6 protein-coding genes are annotated in these 18,422 nt (G+C 71.0%); 1 reads left to right on the top strand and 5 read right to left on the bottom strand.

Features of this window, described 5'->3' with window-relative positions:
• Positions 1-2 precede the first annotated feature (2 nt).
• From H958_RS0105635 to H958_RS0105615, 5 genes are read right to left on the bottom strand one after another with little or no spacing between them, the layout of a single operon-like run.
• Entirely contained in the window at positions 3-2,174 is a 2,172-nt protein-coding gene (locus tag H958_RS0105635; RefSeq protein WP_028057948.1) for a UvrD-helicase domain-containing protein, read from the bottom strand.
• On the bottom strand, positions 2,171-2,668 hold the full coding sequence (locus H958_RS0105630; protein ID WP_028057947.1) for an EVE domain-containing protein: 498 nt from the start codon (positions 2,666-2,668) through the stop codon (positions 2,171-2,173). The genes H958_RS0105635 and H958_RS0105630 overlap by 4 nt, the downstream gene beginning before the upstream one ends.
• Entirely contained in the window at positions 2,665-6,549 is a 3,885-nt protein-coding gene (locus tag H958_RS35240) for an Eco57I restriction-modification methylase domain-containing protein (protein ID WP_037409303.1), read from the bottom strand. Before H958_RS35240 ends, H958_RS0105630 begins: the two co-directional genes overlap by 4 nt.
• The gene (locus H958_RS0105620; protein ID WP_028057946.1) at positions 6,549-9,359 is read right to left on the bottom strand and encodes a helicase-related protein; all 2,811 of its coding nucleotides are present in this window, start codon (positions 9,357-9,359) and stop codon (positions 6,549-6,551) included. Before H958_RS0105620 ends, H958_RS35240 begins: the two co-directional genes overlap by 1 nt.
• Positions 9,356-14,491 carry a DEAD/DEAH box helicase gene (locus H958_RS0105615; protein WP_028057945.1) on the bottom strand — a complete coding sequence of 1,712 codons (5,136 nt, stop codon included), beginning with the start codon at positions 14,489-14,491 and terminating at the stop codon, positions 9,356-9,358. The genes H958_RS0105620 and H958_RS0105615 overlap by 4 nt, the downstream gene beginning before the upstream one ends.
• A 1,132-nt stretch (positions 14,492-15,623) precedes the next feature.
• Between H958_RS0105615 and mobF the strand changes: the two genes are divergently transcribed.
• A complete protein-coding gene (mobF, locus tag H958_RS0105610) occupies positions 15,624-18,419 on the top strand; it encodes a MobF family relaxase (RefSeq protein WP_028057944.1) in 2,796 nt (931 codons plus the stop codon).
• Positions 18,420-18,422 lie beyond the last annotated feature (3 nt).

The following is an 18,422-nucleotide window of genomic DNA, read 5'->3' as shown; positions in this document are numbered from 1 at the left end:
TCCTAGTACTCGCGCACGTCGAACGCCCAGCGCGCGCGCTCGACCGGCGCCGCGGGTGCGCCGCCCGTCAGCAGCGCCAGGCGGTCACGGGCTCGGGTCAGGCCGACGAACAGCGTCCGCCGCTGCAGCGCGAGGCGCTCCTCGCGCTGCTCCCGCGGCAGATCCGGCGGGACGAACCAGCGCGAGGGCCACTCGGCGGCGGCGAGACCGGGGACGAAGACCTCCTTGAACTCGAGGCCCTTGGCCCTCCGGAACGTCCCCACGAGCACGCCGTTCGCGTGTTCGCCCTCATATTGGTCGAGCCGCTCCGTCGGAACGCCCGCGGCCTTCAACGCGCGCTCGGCGTCTGCACCCTTGCGGCGGACATCGACCAGGACTGCGATGTCGCCTGCATCGATGCCGGCCTCGACCCGCTCGGCGACGAGGGCGCCGAGCAGTTCGAGCTCCTCCGCGGGGGAGCGCAGAACGTGCAGCTCGGCCGGCTCACCGACGGTCAGCGGCGCCGGCTCCTCGCCGGTGGGTCGCAGTCCGACGTCCTCGTCGAGATCATCGAACGCCTCGCCTTCCACGATCGCCCGCGCCGCGGTCCAGACCGACCAGGTGTTGCGCCAGTTCTCGGTCAGCACGCGTCCGCGGCCGCGCACGTCGATGTCGAGCGAGCGAAGCGAGAACCCGCCCGGATAGATCGACTGCTGACCGTCGCCGACAATCATCAACCCCGAGTGGCCCGGGCTCGCATCGAGCCCGTGGAGGAGACGGACGCTGATCTCGCTGAGGTCCTGTGCTTCGTCGACGACCACACCGGCGTACCGCTCGCCCGCGCCCTCTCGCACCAGTTCGAGGGCACGCAGGCGCGCGAGGCCGTAGTCGAGCTTGCGCTGGCGCGCGAGCTGGCGGCGGTAGTCCTCGCCCGCCGCCCATACACGCTCCCGCTCCGGGCGGGCGAGCGGGCTCCCGCCGCCGCGTCGGCGCAGCGCGAAGTACTCCTCGGGATCACGCATTCCGCGCCCGATGACGAATGCGTCGAGCTCCTCCAGCAGCAGCGTCGGGTTGCCGCCGAGGGCGGATTCGAGACCGTGGCGGCGCACCAGCGCCGTTGCCAGCGAGCGGCGCTGCTCGTCCTCCATGTAGCTCACGCGCTCGCCGGCGTCGCGCAAGATGCGGGCGACGAGCGCGTCGAGGTTGACCACGTCGAGCCGGGCGAGCGCCGTGGCGTCCATCAGCCCCATCAGCCCGTGCCAGACCTTCGGCAGCGTGCGCAGGAACGTGGTCAGGAGGATCCGCTGCTCTCCCGGCGCGGTGCGGGCCAGCCGCCGCGCGCGGTGAAGCGCAACCACGGTCTTGCCCGTGCCCGGCCCGCCACGCACGCGGGCCGGGCCGTTGAAGGCGGCCTGGACGATCGATCGCTGTGTCGGGTGCAGGTAGACCATCCATTCCTCGATGCTTCCGTCGAGGAGTCGTTGGATCTGGGAAGTACCTGACGTGGCGACCAACTCGGTCGCGCTGTCCGACGCGCTGAGGCGCTCCTCGAGCTCGTCAGCGCCCATCAGCAGCGCTTCGACGCTCGGCACGTCGCCGTCGGAAAACGTGGAAATGTGGACTCGCGGGCGTTCCCACAGATCGGTCAGGAGCAGCGCGAGATCCGCGTCCTCGAGGCGCTCGCCGAGCGCGGCCGCGACATCGACGCTCTCCGGGAGTGCGCGCAGGAACGCGAGCAACTCGTCGTCGACGCCGCCGATCTTGCGCAGCTCCGCGTCGGAGAACGGCGACAGGGGATTGTGCTCGACTGGCCGCGGCGCGCGTGCCCGGGTGGTCCCTGCGGCGCGGGCACGTGCCCCGTCTTCGGGCTCCGCGGGCGCACGCGCCTCGAGCAGACGCAGGCCCGTGCCCTTGCGCGCGAGCCGCATCCGCGCGACGCGCTCGTAGATGTCGCGGCGCGGGCCGATCGCGCCGACGAGGAAGCCCTCGGCGCCCCGGAGGAAGACCGCCCGCCAACCCCCGACGCGCAGCCGGTAGAGGCCGGGCTGGCCCTGGAGCGCCTTGATGTCGAGGTTGGTGCCGAGCCCCTGCTGGCCGAACGCCTCGGGCAGGCGCTCAATCGCCTCGGCGAGCTCGCCCGGCATCTGGCCCATGAGGTGGCGCGGCAGCGCGCGCTTGGCGAGCGCGACCGTCACGCGAGCGCGAGGTACGAGTCCAGGACCGCTTCCGGTGGCCCGGCGATGGCGTCGAGCGCCCGTCGCAGCCGCTCAGCGTCGGCGGCGGTGAGCGGGACGAGCGGCCGCCGCATCCGCGCGCTCCAGGTCGCCGGATCAGGGAAGCTTTCGAGCTCCGGCACGAGTGGGCCGAGTTCGACGCCCGTGCGCAGCGGCGCGAGCCGCTCGACGCGCAGCGGGCAGCCGATCGGGAACTCGCGGCCCTCGAACGCGACCGGCTCGGTCAGCGGAGCGACCGGCGCGAGCACAGTCGCCTCGCCGATCACCCGCCCGCGGTCGCGCGTCGGGTTGTGGTAGGTGCCGCGCGTCGTGTAGAGCAGCAGTGCGTCGCCCCTGCGCAGTCGCGACGCCTCCGTCCGGCGGTTCGCCGTGAATGCCATCCGCTGTTCGCCGAGGACCCAGGCGAGCGCGGTGCGTTCGCCGATCACGAGCAGGTGCGCGGCGGGTGCGCTCATCGCGGGGTGCCGGCGAGCGCGGCGTGCGTCGCGCGCGGGTCGCCCGGCGGTGGGTCGAGGGGCGTTGTGTAAGGCTCGCTGGCATCAATCGCTGCGGCGAGCGCGTCATAGCGCTCGAGCACGAGTCGCTTCGTCCGGAACTCGCGGTGCTCGGCCTCGTCGTACTTGCGAGCGACCGCGAACGAGTCAAGCACGTGCTCGGCGTCCTCGCGGTCAAGGCCATAGAGGTGCACGAGCGCGCCGTCGAGTTCCGCGCGGATCGCCTCGCGGCGCGCCGGGTCCCAAACGAACGGGCCCGGCAGCGACGGGTCCTCCTCGGCGATCGCATCGAGATCGTGGGCGGTGTAGACGAGTTCGAGCGCGCGGTCGGAGAGCCAGTCGACCTGCGAGACGTCGCGGTCCCATGGGCACGGCTCGGCGAGCATCGCGGGCGTGGGAAAGGGGACCTGCTTGAGTACGAACAGTGTGAGGTTCTGGCCCGTCGTCTTCTGCCGGACGCAGTAGTCGGCCACGAGCGCGTTGGCGCATGCGAGAAACGCCAGCCGCTCACGCGCCGATCTCGCTGCGAGGCCGAGCAAGGGCGCGCTGTGTCCGACCGCGACGGGCGCTAGCGCGGAGCAGATCAGTGTACGGTTGGCGCCACCGCGCGAGATCCCGCGAAACGCGATCAGCCAGGGCGGTCCGTCGCCAGTCGCGGCTACGACGTGGCGATTCGCTACCCAGTACCGCGGTCTCGTTCGGTAGTGCGGATCGCGGTGCTGAGCCTCGCCGACGGTCGGGAGGGAGCCCAAGTTGGCCTGGGCCTCGGTCTGCCCTTCGTACGTTCCAAAGCGATGATCGAAGTGCCAGAACATCTTGCCCTCATACAGAGGTACGCCGTGTTCGGGGTCTTCATCGAATAGGCCCGAGTCGTTTGCCATGTCGAACATGCGGCGGTAGCGAACTCCCCAGGCGTCCCCGCCCGCCGTGCCTTCGGCGACGAGGGGCGGCACATGGAGGTAGATCTTCTTGGTCACCTCAGCGTCCTGGCCACTGCGGAAGCTCGGGCACGTGCCGGTGTTTGGATTCAGCAGCGCAATGTCGCCCGGCGACAGCGTGAAACGTCGCCACTCGTCGGTGATGTCGGCTGTCTGGCGCGCATAGAACGCGAACTTTGGGTCCGACGCGTTCGGCGTTGGGGGTCGGATCGCTAGCAGGCAGAACTTCGTGTCGTGGTGCACCCCCGGGAAGACACGATCCTCGTTCTCGAAACCCCATAGCGATACGAGCGACCTCGTGCTCACGAGGTCGCGGAAGAAGTGCTTCGTCGTATCGTCCGTCGCGATCCCTGTCGGGACGATCACGCCAAGCCGGCCCGCCGGCCCGATCATCCCGCGCATCGCCTCGGCGAACACGGAGTACGTGTTCACGTCTCCGCGTCCGCAGAGCGGGTAGCGCCCTGACGCACGCAGCAGGAACGACGCCGCCTCAGCGCGCCGTTTCGCGGCCTGCCAAGCCTCCCACAACGGCTCGTCGGTCTCCGGCAGCTTCTCAATCAGCTTCTCGCGCGCGGCCTTGGTCGATGCGGTCGCGATCTCCGGCGAGCGGGTGGCAAACCACTCCTTCTCCTGCAGCTTCACGCGCTCCCACGGCGGGTTGCCGAGCACGGCGTCAAAGCCGCCCGCCGCGTACGCGTCCGGGAACGCGACATGCCAGTGGAAGAAGCGGTGCGAGCGGGCCTCGGCGGTAATCACCTCGCGCTCCTCGGCGCTGAGCGCGGCCGGCCCGCCGATGGCGGCGCGCGACACGACATCCTGTGTGATCGCGACCACGCCTTCGATCTTCGGCGCGACGAACGCGGCGCACCACGCGTCCGCCGCCCAGCGTGCGCGCTCGTGCTCGCTGGACTCGAGCAGTTGCGCGTGGCGGTGCTCCTGCTCGCGCGGGTCGTCGACCGCGCCGATCGCGGCCGCGCTACGCGAGATCGCGTCTTCGTCGGACTCGAGCGCCTCGGCGAAGTGCTCCAACGCCATCTGGCGCTGCTCGACCTTATTCCGCACCTTGAGTGCGCGCACGACGGACGCGTTGTCGCCCAGCAGCTTCTTGAACGCCTCGTCGGGCACGCCGCCCGCGAGCAGCTCGGGCGTCGTCCCGAGCAGGCTGTTGCCGGCGACGATCCGGTGGTCAAGAAATGAGAGCGGGCGGCCGGGCTCGAGCGCCTCGAGCCACAGCGACACCTTGCACAACTCGACGGCCATCGGGCTCACGTCGACGCCGTAGACGCATGAGCCGATCACGTCACGTACGGCATGCCGCAGCGCGTCCGGCGCCGGCTCGAGCTCGCCGGTGCGCACCTGGGCGAGACGGCGGGCGATGCGGTTCGCGGCGGCGATCAGGAAGTGCCCGGAGCCGCACGCCGGGTCCATCACCCGGAGCGCGAGCAGTGCAGCCTCCGGCTCGTCAGCGCGTGCCGCGCGGTCGAGGACGGGCTCGAGCGCGGAGTCGAGAAGCGCCCCGATCAGTCCGGCCGGCGTGTAGTAGCTCCCGGTGGATTTGCGTTCGGAGCCGGCAGCGGTAACGAGCTCGAAGCGCTGCGCGCCGAGATGCACCCGCGGCCGCAGCTCGAGCAGCGCTTCATAGACCGAGCCGAGCTCCTCTGCGCCCATATGCCGGAAGTCGACCGGCCGCCGGATCGCGTCCTGCTCGACGTAGGCCAGCGCGAGCATCGCGTCCAGCAGGCTGCGGTTGTCGAGCTGCGCGGTGCCCAGCGGCCCTACGGCGCCGGGCGACCACAACCACGACCCGAGGGCGGGCAGCGCGAGCGCGGCGAACCCGTTCTCGAAGAGCAGCCCGCTGACGACCTTGACCTGCTCGTAGAGGTCGGAATGGCGGCCGCCGCGGCGGCGGCCCGCGAGCTCGCGCAGCCGCCGCGTCGAGTAGTGGCGCGTGTACCGCGCGCGGGCGCTCGCGTCACCGCCGACCAGCAGCGCGTCGCGGTCCTCAGCCACGAAGAGGAACAGCATCCGGTACACGAGCCGCAGGAGGTAGCGGCGCAGCGCTTCGTCGCTCACCTCTCCGCCGTGCAGCGCGGCCCGCAGCGTGTCGTTCGCTGGGTGCGCGATGAACCCGGACCCGAGGATCTCCATCGCGTCCTGGACGCCGTCCCGCAGGCGCTCGAGGGCCCGCGTGCCGTCCTCGGCGGCGAGGTGGGTCCAGCGCTCGAGCCAGCAGTCGGCGGGCCGCTTGCCTTCGAAGCGCGTGGCGTGACAGACGAGCCACAGCACCACGAAGTCGGCGTAGGCCTCCGACGCGAACATCGCCTCGAGGTCGAACTCGACGAATGCCTGCCGTGTCAGCGACACGTTGTCACGCAGCAGCCGCAGCTGCAGGCCGTTGCTGGCGATCCCCCACAGGAACGCGTCCGACCGGTTCAGCAGTTCCTGCACCAGCGAGTGCGGGCTCTGCCCAGCGGCGCCGGGGACGCCGCGGGTGCGCCGATCGAGCGGGACGTTGCAGCCGACGAGATGCAGCGGCATGCGCTCCTGCCAGACCGTGTACACGGGGAACTCGCGCCCGTCGGCATGGACGGTGCTCCCGCGGCCCGGCCGCCCGAAACGCAGCTCCTCCAGCAGCACCGCGAGCCAGCGGTCACGGGTCAGCGCTCCGCCGGCGTCGTCGGCTCGCAGGTTCCCCCGCGCGTCATCGAACGCGGCCCACGCGCCGAGCAGTCGGTTCCACGATCGCGTGATGGCCTCGCCGAAGCGTTCGCCGAAGAGCCCGTACGACGCTGTCTCGAGCCCGGGCAGGTCACGCGCATCGGCCACGCGTGCGAGCAGGTCGACGGGCAGCAGCCCGCCCTCGCTGCGGACGGTGGCGAACAGGTCGGGCGAGCGGACCCGCATCAGAGCGTCCCGGCGGGGAGATAGACGTAAAGGCCGAGCACGTCCGGCGTGCCCTGCGGCGTGACCCGGAGGGCGCCGGAGGCGCGCGCGCCGGCGCGCACGCGCTGGTGCGCGTCCTCGATCTCCTGCGCCTGCTGCGCGGCGCGGTCGGCCAGCGCGCCGGCCATCGCATCGAGCCCGGCGAGCGCCCGGGTGAGCACGCGCGCACGCAGGTCGGGTGGGATGCTGCCCGCCGGACTAGCGTCGAGCAGTCGCTCGACCTCTTCCTGCGAGCGCCACGACGGCGCGGCCAGGTCGCCGGTGAACGCGAGCGTCAAGGCATCCTCGGCGACCGAATCTCGCGCCCGCTCGCCACGCCCGAGCGTGAGCGTGAAGCGCAAGCGGACGAGCAAGATCGTCGTCAGCGTGTCGACGGCCCCGGTTCGCAACACACCGCAGCGCGTCGCGACCGCGGCAGGATCGCCGTCGAGCGCCGCATCGAGGACGTGCTGCGCGAGCGCCTCGACGGCCGGGTGCGTCCGCGTGAGCGCGAGCGCGCCGCCGCGGCGGGCGATGTCGAAGCGATCGGCGTGGACGGCGTCGCCGAGCGCCTCGCGCAGTGCGCGCGGCACCTCGTCGACCAGCGCCTCGATGGCCCCGTCCTCGTCGCGGCGGACCACGGCGCCGTGCGCCGCAAGCGACTGCTCGGCGAACCGCAGCACGTCCGTCCCGGCGCCGACGGCGGCCTCCATCGCGCGCACCTCGCGGACGACATCCTCGACCTGGATCGTCCGCTGCGCGTAGCCCGTCCGCGAGCGCTCCTCCTGGGTCGCAGCCGTCTCCCAGTCGGCGTGCAGCGCGTCGCGCGCGGGAGACTCGAACCCCTCCAGCATGAGCTGGTCGGCGCGGGTGTCCGGGCTTCGGCGGCGCAGGACGCCCTCGAGCACGGCGCTCATCACCGCCCCCGAGTCCACCGGAACCGGGATCGAGACGCCGAGGCGGTCGCGGATCGCGCGGTGCTTGCGCAGCAGCACGTCGAGCACGAGGCCGTCGATCGGCGAGTCCTCGCCGTAGTACGGCAGAACCCGGACCGCGGGACTGGGCTGTCCGTAGCGGTCGACGCGTCCCTCGCGCTGCTCGTGGCGGGTTGGATTCCACGACAGGTCGTAGTGCACCACGGCGTCGAAGGCGTCCTGGAGGTTGATGCCCTCGCTCAGGCAATCCGTGCACACGAGCACGCGCCGTGCCGCACCCGACAGCTCGTCGATGCGCTGCTCGCGCTCCGCCGGTGCCAGGCGCCCGGTCACGCACGCCACCGACGCCCGACGTCCCACCGCGGTGTGCAGGTGCTCCGCGAGGTACTCCGCCGTCGGGATGAAGCGGCAGAACACGATCGGGTTGAAGCCGTCGCGGAGCAGATCTTTGATCAGCTTCACCGCACCCTGAAGCTTCGGGTCGCCGGCGCCGGCCAGCGCCTCGGCATCGCGCGCCATCTGGTTGAACCACGAGGACGAGCGCAGTGCCGCGTCGGCACCCTCCTCCTGGGCGCCAGGTGCGACGTCCGGGCTCTCTTCGTCTTCGTCCGACAGATCGAGCACGGTCCGGCGCCCGAGCTCCTCCGCCTCCTCCGGCGTCGCGGCATCGGCGCTCGCGGCGCGGGAGCGCAGCGTTGCCGCGGCGGCCGCGGGGCTCGAGCCGATCGCGCGCAGCAGCGCCAGCGCAGACCACCAGCGGACGCGGACGCGGCGTTCGTCCCCATCGGCGCCGGCCGCGTCGCGCGCATAAGCGATCGCGCGCTGGAACAGCTCCCGGTGCTCCGGGGAGAGCCGGTACGTCGGATCACGCTCAGGTTGCTCGCGCCGCGGGAACGGCGTTTCGGTATCCGCGTACGCCGTGATGTCGCCGCGCCGGCGCTGCACCAGATGGCGCGCGAGCAGGCGTCGGCCGGCCTCGCCCGCGCCGCCGCTGAGATCGGCGGGCAGGGCGCCCAGCTCCGGTGAGAGCGTGCCGAGCAGCGACGAGAACGCATTCTCCTTGCCGCTATGGGGCGTCGCCGTCACCAGGATCAGATGACGGCCGGAATCGCTGCCGAGCCTCAGCAGGAGCTCGTGACGGAGCTGACGGGCGCGATCGCCCGCGGAGGCAAACGTGTGCGCTTCGTCGACGATCACAAGCTCCGGGCAGGTGCGGACGAACTCCTCGCGCCGCGCCGGCGACTTGATGAAGTCGGTCGACACGACGACGTGGTCATGGTGCTCGAACAGCGATTCATGCGCCGGGAGCGCGCGCTCGAGCCGGCGCGCCGTCGAGGCGAGCACGAGCGTCGCCTCGAGCCCGAACTTCGCGCGCAGCTCGTCGCGCCACTGCTCGGCGAGGTGCGGCGGGCAGAGCACGGCGAAGCGCTCGATCGTGCCCTGGGCCATCAGCTCACGCGCGATCAGCGACGCCTCGATGGTCTTGCCGATGCCGACGTCGTCGGCGATCAGCAGCCGCACCGGGTCGAGCTTGAGCGCCATGAGAAGCGGGACGAGCTGGTACGGCCGCGGCTCGACGCCGATCCGCCCGAATGAGCGGAACGGTCCCGCGCTGGAGCGGAAGCCGAGGCGCAGCGCGTCTCGCAGCAGTCGCGCGCGCGTGGCGTCCCCGGCCGCAGCGGCGTCAGGCGGGCTGAAACTCGCGGGCTCGACCGCCTCGAGGGCACGAAGGATGCCCGCGACCTCGGCGTCCGTCCCGCCCAGCGGGCGCAGCACGAGCAGGTCCTCGTCGGACTCGGGGAGCACGACCCACTCGCGTCCGCGGGCGCGGACGAGGGTTCCGGCGGCGTAGCTCACGCCAGTGCCCGTCCAGCGCCGAACACGCTCGGCAGGTCGTCGAGCAGCTGCTCCCACTCCGCCGCGTGGTGGAAACGGACGGCCTCCCAGCCGAGGTCGCGCAGACGGGCATCGGCGTCCGCGTCGTCCTGTTGCTGCTCCGGTGCGTCGTGGTGCGGGCCGTCGATGAAGACGGCGACATACTCGTCGGCGTAGAGGAAGTCGGGGCGGCAGCGGGCCTGCGCGAGCAGGCGACCGGCGTTGGTTGGCAGCCGGCGACCTTGTTGGGCCAGCAGATGCAGGAAGCGGCGCTCCAGTTCGCTTTCGGTCGCGGCGAGGAGATCCTGCAGATGCTGGTCTGGGGCCCCGCTCCCTGGTGCGGCCTGGACGGTTCCGCCGGCGAGGGCCTTGAGGACGCCGGCCACGAGGTGGCGGTCGAGCAGCCCGTGATCACGCTGGTTACCGTAGGAGAGCAGGCAGTCGTAGCACGCGGCCTCGCAACGTTCCGTGGCGTGCTCGGCGCGGCCGAGATCCTCGCCCGTGACCGGGTCGAAATGGCACAGCTTGAGGGCTTCGGTCGCGGCTTCGGCGAGCGCGGCCGGCTCGTCGAGCAGGCGACGCAGTACGCCGGCGCCGCCCTCGGCGGACTCGTACAACAGGATCAGATTGCGGGTCGAGGGGGTCGGCAGCGGCTCGACGGCCAGTTCCTGGTCCTCGAGATTGAACGCGTTCTGGATCCCGCGCTTGAGCGCTGCCTGCAACGACGCCATCGCCTCGACCGGAAGGTCGGCGGTCGGGTCGAGCAGCAGACAGTTGCGGCGGTCGGCCACGTAGGGCACCACGCGCTTGACCCTGGGCGCGTTCGCGAGGGGATTCGGCTCGTCGTCCGCGACGGCCTCGTTGCGCTCCCAGCGTCCGGAGTCGATGTCGAGGGCGAAGCCCGTGCGGCCGGGCTCGGCGCGGCGTAGCCACCCGAGGTTGACACGCCACACCGTCGCGGCGGGGCCGTAGTCCAACACCGCGACTGAGGCGCCGTCGCCGTCGCGCGCTGTCCCCGACCTTCGGGCGGCGTGGCCCTGCATTTCGTCGAAGCGCACGCTCGTCCGGACCTCATAGCCGGTCCGCTGGCGTTCCTCCTCGTCAGACGTGATCCGGTCGCGCCGGCTCGTGGAGACGTTCTGCAGGCGCAGAAGCTTCGTGAGCGCCGCCGGTAGGTCTGTGCCGCAGCGGGCGCACACGTCGGCGTCGGTGCCCTCGTGCAGGAAGCCGCAGCGCTCACAGAGCTTTGCCTCGGCGAGCGGAAGGGCGCCGTCGGACTGCGCCGGGGGGAGGATCACCTTGTCGACGATGTAGCGCGCGCCCTCGTGGTAGATGAAGCTGCGGGGGCCGAACTCCGTGATTGCGAGGAACCGTGGCCGCGACAGGTAGTCGTCGGTGCCCTTGACGTTGCGGCCGGGGATGTAGGCCGAGAGCGGCAGCCGGGGGAAGCTGTAGCCCGGCAGGAACCCCTCGCTGGCGAGGTAGCGGTACGAGTAGAAGTCCGACTGCTGGCTGCCACTCGCACCCGCCTGCAACAGCGAGAGCTGGCTGTGGGCTTCGAGCAGGCGCCGCTTAGCGGCCTCCTTGGCGGGCGTGCTCAGCGTGTGGTCGGTCATGGCGCGTGTCTGCGCCTCGATCGAGGCCAGCGCCGATCGGTAGAGCTCGCGCCAGCGGTTGCACGCGCGATCCAGGCGCTGGTAGGCGTGGTCAATCGCGCGGTCGACCCAGTGGGCGTCGAACCAGTCCGCGGCCTGGACCTCCGGCCCGAGCAGCCCGAGGATCCGGCGGGCGCGTTCGCGCGCGCGTTCGCGCGCTTGGGGGTCTCCGAGCTGCGTCGCCTTGTCATGACGGATCGTGAGCGATGGCGACTGCCCGTCGACGTCTAGCAGCTCGGTCAGGGCGCTGCCCAGCTTGGCCCGCGTCTCGGCGAGCCAGACGGCGTGCACATGGGCGCGAACGAGGTCCTCGTTGGCGAGGTCGAGCCGCGGCGGGGCGACCTGCCCGGCGACCATCCGTTCCTGGCGCCGGAAGTACCACTGGTCGTGGTTGTTCCAACTCGAACAGAACGTGTAGACGAGCGCGGGCTGGCCGTTGCGCCCGGCGCGGCCGGAGCGCTGGGCATAGTTGGCGGGCGTCGGTGGGACGTTGCGGAGGTTCACCACGTTCAGCGACGAGATGTCGACGCCGAGCTCCATCGTCGGCGAGCAGAAGAGCACCGGCAGATCTCCGTCGCGGAAGGCCTGCTCGCGGTCCTGGCGCTTCTCCGGGTTGACCTGCGCCGTGTGCTCGGCGGCCTTGATTCCGCCAGCGTCCTGCGCGACGTGACGGTAGAGCTCCTCGAAGTACGGGTTCGGCCGCCGACCCTCGCTTGACGCCTGCGGCACGCGCAGCACGTCGTGGTACGTGCGCCCATCGCCCGGCAGCCAGCGCATCGCGCTAGCCGGCAGCTGGAACGCCGGAGGATCGCCTTCGGCGACGCGGTCCAGCAGCCCATGGTCTTCGAGACCATGCAACAACTGGGCGATGATCGCCGCAGTGTCCTGGAGCGTAAGCGGGTGCTCGAAGCAGCGTCGCAGGAACGTCCCGAACGCTCCGCGCGGTGACAGATACGCGGCGCTACGCGGGTCGTCGGCCGCACGCGGGCGCGGGAGCACGATCCCACTGAACTCCAGCCGGTCCTGCTCGACGGCCCATGGCGGGATGAGTCGCTGGTTCGCCCGCGAGCGCAGCGCGTCCTGGCTGAGCGGGTCGAGTTGGTCGGCTTTGATCGCGAGCTCGCGGCGCAGGTGGTCGAGCAGTACGCCGATAATGCGCTGCCGCTTCGAGGAGCTGAGGCCGTCGAGGAGGGACAAAACCTCGGACTCGGGCTCAGCTCCCTCGAACCACTCGGGCAGCTCGGAGGACCATCCGGTGGCGCACTCCTCAAGCCAGGGGTAGCCGATACGCAGCAGCCCCACCTGCTCGAGGTTCGGTGACGTGAGCCGAAGCCGCTGCTGGTCGAGGAACAGCCGGTAGACGATGACGTCCGCCATCGCGCGCTTGGTCTCGTTCAGTGGCCCCGGCTTGGCCGTCGGGTTCGCCGCGTACGCGGTGAGTGGCAACGCAAGCTGCTGGAGCACGGCACGACCGAGCTCGTCGTAGCCGATGCCGCTTGCTCCCGCCTGTTCGACCGCCCGGTACAGCGCCGAGCGCAGCAGGCCGATCTCCACGAAGTCGTTGAAGTGGCCAGCCTGCAGCGAGGCGTCCTGTCGGTTGTCCGTGAAGCTCAGGACCTTGCGCTGGTCCTCGTCGAGGTCCGACTCGGCGCGCAGACGGCGAACGGTGGAAAGCCCAAGGATCGAGGTCGACGTGCTCCGGCCCCCGCCGCCCAGCGTCGCGAGCTTGCCGTAATCGGCCTGCTGGCGCAGCCCGTAGGCGACGCCGCAGCGGAGGCAAAAGCGAAACGGGGCCGGCACGAAGGTCGCCGGCAGTCCGCCCGGCGCCACGTTGCCGGCGGCATCGACCTCGAGCGCGCGCGGCAAGTCCTTCTGGCGCGAGGGCTTGACGCCTGTCCCGTCCGGACGCAGCCAGTCCTGCGGGATGCGGTCCAGGACGTCCTCCTCGCGCCACGGCGCGTCGACCGAGACGTAGAGATAACCGTTCTCGGCGCCGTCTCGCTCGGACACCTCGCGCGGCTCCAGGGCGCCCTCACGTAGGCGGACGCTGTAGTACTCCTGCCCGCACTCACGGCAGAAGCACAGGGGGAGCAGGATGCGGGTCCGGTCGGACTCGGGTACGTAGCGCTGCCCGCCGGTGGAAATCTCGCGCACGTCCGGCGCGTCCACCGACGCTGCGACCTTGCTGCCCCCGCTGAGGAACTGGTGCAGCCGGAATGCGAAGACGGGACGGTCGTCCTCGTCACGAGCAAGCAACGTGGCGCGCAGCGCCTCAAGGCAGCTTGTTCTCGGGAGCCCGGTGATCGTCGCGAGCGCGTCGTCGGCCCCGTCGGCGCCGGTCAGCGGCCGCGGCGTGCTGCGCACCAGCCGGTCCTCGAATCCGCTAGGGCGAACGCCTAGGTGTCGCTCGATCCATTGTGCGAGCAGGTCGCCGGCGACATCCGCCCGCCGCGACGGTGGCGACCCGGCCTCCACCCGCGCACGGAGGGCCTGGACCGTCGCCGGGTCGTCGAGGTCGATCGGCAGCGTCGCGGGCTCAAGCGTCTCGCCGATCACTGCGTCGTCGTCCACAGGCAGGCCGAAGAGGCGCGTGGCGACTGAGGCGACCGCCTTGCGCTGATCGCTCCAACTGCCCGGCCCGGCCAGCGTGGCCGACGTGCCGACGAACCGCAAGTGCTGGGCGCCGGTGGCCTCACGTACGCGTCGGAGGAGCAGTGCCACATCGGCGCCCTGGCGGCCGCGGTAGGTGTGCAGCTCGTCGAGCACCAAGAACGCGAGATCCCCGGCGGCCTTGATCAGCTTGCGATCCTCAGGGCGCGTGAGGATGTACTCGAGCATCACGTAGTTCGTGAGCACGATGTCCGGCGGATGGTTGCGGATCCGCTCGCGCTGCTCCTCGTTCTCCTGGCCGGTGTAACGGGCGAACGTCAGCGGCGCCGACGACGTCGGGTAGCCGTAGCGGATGAACTTCTCGAGCTCGTGCGCCTGACTGTTGGCCAGCGCGTTCATCGGATACACGACGATCGCCTTGATCCGTCCATCGCCCGGTCCCGCTTTCAGGACGTGGTCCACGATCGGCACGATGTACGCGAGCGACTTGCCCGAGCCGGTGCCGGTCGTGAGGACGTAGCTGCGACCCCGGCTCGCCACGCGGATCGCCTCCTCTTGGTGGCGGTGCAGCATCAGCGACTGTCCCGTAGAGGATGGCGAGTCGTCCTTGCCCACCCGGAAGATCCGTTTGCACTCCTCATGCAGCACGCTCTCGTCGGCCAGTTCGTCGATCAGGCCACCCTTGGCGAAGGCGGGGTTGATCTGAAGCCGCGGGTCGGGCCAGAGAAGTCCACGTTTGAGCTCCTGGGCGACGTGATCCGCGATTCGGGGATCGCGAATCTCGATGAAGCTCTCGACGTAGTGCTGATAGTCCTTGACCAGATGGTCCCGGAGCGAGAAGACATCCATGTACGCAGCGATCCTATTCTGGAATTCCGACGCTTCGTCGACGAACACACGGGCAATGTGGGTCCGCTGACCGGCTCATAGCTCCGGCCACTCCTCCGAGCATGTACCTCCGTGCGCCAGGACGCTGCAGCTGGACGCCACGCTTCCCGGTCGGCGCATCGTGCCCTTGCCGATCGCGAGCTGCGGTCGTCGTCCCCTCTATTCATCTCTCGGTAGGTCGGCGACGGGTCCGCTTCTCTGACGCGGGCCGACGCGCGCAGGCGAGCGTGTTGGCCGATCTGCGCTAGTCAATCCATGCAGGCGGGCAGGACTCGACCGAACTCACCCGGAGGCGTGCACGAGCGATCGTCGGAAGATCCGATGGTCAGACGACAGACCTTCGACTGGCACTCGTATAGGCGGACTAGCACCCTGGGCGGCGAGGAGCACGCCGTGTCGTCCTTCGATCGGCGGACAATCGGTGCACCCGTCTGAACACGAGCCCAGCGCCAGCGTGCGCTCGGGCTCCATCGGGAGAGTCGCGTCCGCGCCTGGAAAGCGTGCGGCGAGCTGCGATCACATGCTCGACCGCTGATGATCGCGCGTCGCCCCAACCGTCGGAGCCGGCCCGTCGCTGGTGTGCAACGATCGCCGTGAATGCCGCGCCACCCATGCCTCGCGATAGCAACGGGACGTCGGCGCGAGGACGGGGCAGGTGAGCGGGGGGAACCGCACGGACGCGGCGGCGGCACGCGAGCTCGTCGCCGAGCCGCCGGGCCAACGGACGCGGATCATCGTCGTCTCAGACTTCGACCATGACGCGATCGAGTCCGTCCCGATCCCGAATCGTCAACAGTTAGCGACGCGACTTCTCCGAAGAAGTCGCCGAGCACGCTTCGGCGTGCGCCGCGGGTCGACCGCCAGTGAATGTCAACCGTCCGGAGGCGGTGGTGCCGACCAGATGAGACTGCGGGTGGAAAGGTCAGAAGCGCATTGAGCGGTAGCTGCACGACCCGGCGAACAACGAGACATGCCAGCCCGGTCGTGGCGCGCTCACCGCTCGCTGCAGGAAACCGGGCACGCAGTTGCACCCGCGGGTGCGCGCTTCAACTCGCCTGCCTGTAGGCGCTGCTTGTCGGCCTGAGCCCATGCGGTGCTCTCGATCGGCAAGCTCGCCGCCGGGCAGGCGGACTACTACCTCGACCAGGCCGCCGGGCGGGTCAGTCGGGCGGCGAGCGTCGGCAGCGGCGTGGAGGACTACTACGTCGCCGGCAACGAGGCGCCTGGGTACTGGCTCGGCGCCGGCAGTCGGCGGCTCGGTGCTGGGGGGCCCGTCGACCGCGAGGGACTTACGCGCGTCCTCGCCGGCGCGCACCCGGCGACCGGGGCAGAGATCGTCGCAGACCACGCGCGCCGGGTGCCCGGCTTCGACCTCACGTTCTCCGCGCCCAAGAGCGTGAGCGTGCTGTTCGGGCTCGGCGACGAGCCGTTGCGGCGGGCCATCCGCTCTGAGCACGAGGCCGCCGTCGCAGACGCGGTCGGCTACATGGAGCGAGTCGCCGCTCGCGGCCGGCGCGGCCGGGGCGGGACCGCGCTGATCGAGGGCGAGGGCTTCGTCGCTGCCGCGTTTCGCCATCGCACGTCGCGCGCCGGCGATCCGCAGCTGCATACGCACGTCTTGGTCGCCAACCTCGTCGAAGGGCACGATGGTCGCTGGTCCGCGCTGGACGGCCGCGGGATCTACCAGCATGCCAAGACCGCGGGCTACCTCTACGAGGCCGCGCTGCGTGAGCGGCTGACGCGCCGGCTCGGGGTCCAATGGACGCCGCCGCGCAACGGGATCGCCGACATCGACGGCGTGCCCCCCGGCGTTCTGCGCGCGTTCAGCCGGCGGCGCGCCGAGGTCGAGGCAGAGTTGCGCCGTCGCGGGGAGTCGAGCGCGGCCGCGGCTCGGATGGCGACGCTTGCGACACGACGTCGCAAGGACTACGGCGTCGTGCCGGACGAGTTGGTCGGCGAGTGGCGACATCGCGCTGCGCGGCTCGGGTTCGATCGCCGTGCGCTCCGAGCCGTGCTCGGGCGGCCGCTAGAACGACCGCTGCCGGTCGAGTGGGAGCGGGTGTTCGCGCGACTGGCAGGACCTTCGGGGTTGACGCGTCGGGTGTCGACGTTCACGCGCCGCAACGTGTTACAGGCTCTCGCCGCGGCGGTGCCTGCCGAAGCGGGCATCGGGATCGATGGACTGGAGAAGGCGGCGGACCGGTACATCGCGTCCGGCAGGGCCGTGCCGGTGCTGGAGCCCGGCGAGGCGACACCGGTGATCCGCCGGCGCGACGGACGGATCGTGTACTCGCGCCTCGACGGGCGCTACTCGACGCCGGAGCTGCTCGCGCGCGAGCGCGAGGTGATCGAAACCGCGCTCGCCGGCCGCGGCTGCGGGGCCGGTGTGGTGACCGCGAACACCCTTAGGCGGGCGCTGTCGCGACGACCTGCGCTCGCCGATGAGCAGCGGCGCATGGTGGAGCGGCTGACCTGTGAGGGTGACCGGGTCGCAGTCGTGATCGGCGAGGCTGGTACTGGCAAGACCTACGCGTTGGATGCGGCGCGCGAGGCGTGGGAAGCCAACGGCACCACGGTGCTCGGAGCCGCGGTCGCACGACGTGCTGCGCGAGAGCTGAGCGATGGCGCCGGCATCGAGTCGACAAGCATCGCCGCGCTACAGCGTCGCTTGAAGCTCGGTCTCGATCCCCTGCCCGAGGGGTCCGTGCTCGTGCTCGACGAGGCCTCGATGGTGCCGACCCGTGCGCTGGCGGAGGTACTCCGGCACGTCGTGGCCGTCAACGGCAAGCTGGTCCTGGCCGGCGACCACCGCCAGCTGCCCGAGCTCGAGGCCGGCGGTTCCTTCCGCGGGCTGGCGCGCCGCCTGCCGGCCATCACGCTCGACGACAACCGTCGCCAGCATGCCGCGTGGGAGCGCCGTGCGTTGCGGGAGCTTCGCGACGGTGAGGTCGGGGCGGCGCTACAGGAGTATCAGCGTCACGGACGCCTCGCCATAGCCGAAGATTCGGCCTCCGTGCAGCGTCAGCTCGTCGGCGACTGGTGGTCTGCCGGCGGCCCGGCGGGTGGGATCATGATCGCGCTGCGACGCAGCGACGTCCGGTCACTCAACCGCCTCGCGCGCGAGTTGATGATCGAGCGGGGGCGCATCGCCGGCGGAGGCGAACTGGTCATCGCCGGGGAGCCGTTCAGCGTCGGCGACTCGGTCGTCCTGCGTCAGAACGACAGCCGGCTCGGAGTGGCCAACGGCGATCGCGGGGTGGTGCGTAGGTCGACGGACGAAGGGCTCGTGGTCGAGCTCGCCGGCCGCGACGTCGCGCTCGGCCGTGACTATGTGGACCAGGCGACCACCCACGGCGATCCGGTCGTGGCGCACGGTTACGCCGTTACCGGGCATGTGGCGCAGGGCCTGACGGCGGAGCGGGCGTTCGTGCTGGCGTCGGACATGATGTACCGAGAGTGGGCGTACACGGCGATGAGCCGCGGTCGCCACGCTAACCGCCTCTACATGGTCGGCGCGGCGGATCGCGCTCGCGACGAGATCGCGCCCGGCTCGCGCCGGACGCCTGAGGAGGAACTGCTCGCCGGCCTCCGCCGCAGTCGAGCGCAACTGATGGCGAACGACGTCGGTTCGCCGGGCGGCAACAAGGACCCGCTACGCGAGCTGGAAGAAGAACGCGCGCGGATCGAGTCGCAGCTCAGCGATCGCAAGCCTCGGCGCCGGCTCTGGCGGCGCAGCAAGGACCGTGGTCGCGGCATTCGTGTGCTGCAGGAGAACCGCCTCCGCGAGTTGGACATCGAGGCGGCTCAGCTCCGCGAGTTCACGGCAGAGCCCGATCCACCTGCGCGCGACCAGGAGCGAGGCATCGCGCGCAATTCGCTCGAGCGATGAACC

The organism is Candidatus Solirubrobacter pratensis (genome assembly GCF_000425945.1).
In the GTDB taxonomy this organism is placed as follows: domain Bacteria; phylum Actinomycetota; class Thermoleophilia; order Solirubrobacterales; family Solirubrobacteraceae; genus Solirubrobacter; species Solirubrobacter pratensis.
Note: the sequence above shows the minus strand (reverse complement) of the source record. Positions and strands in the feature narration are given on the sequence as shown.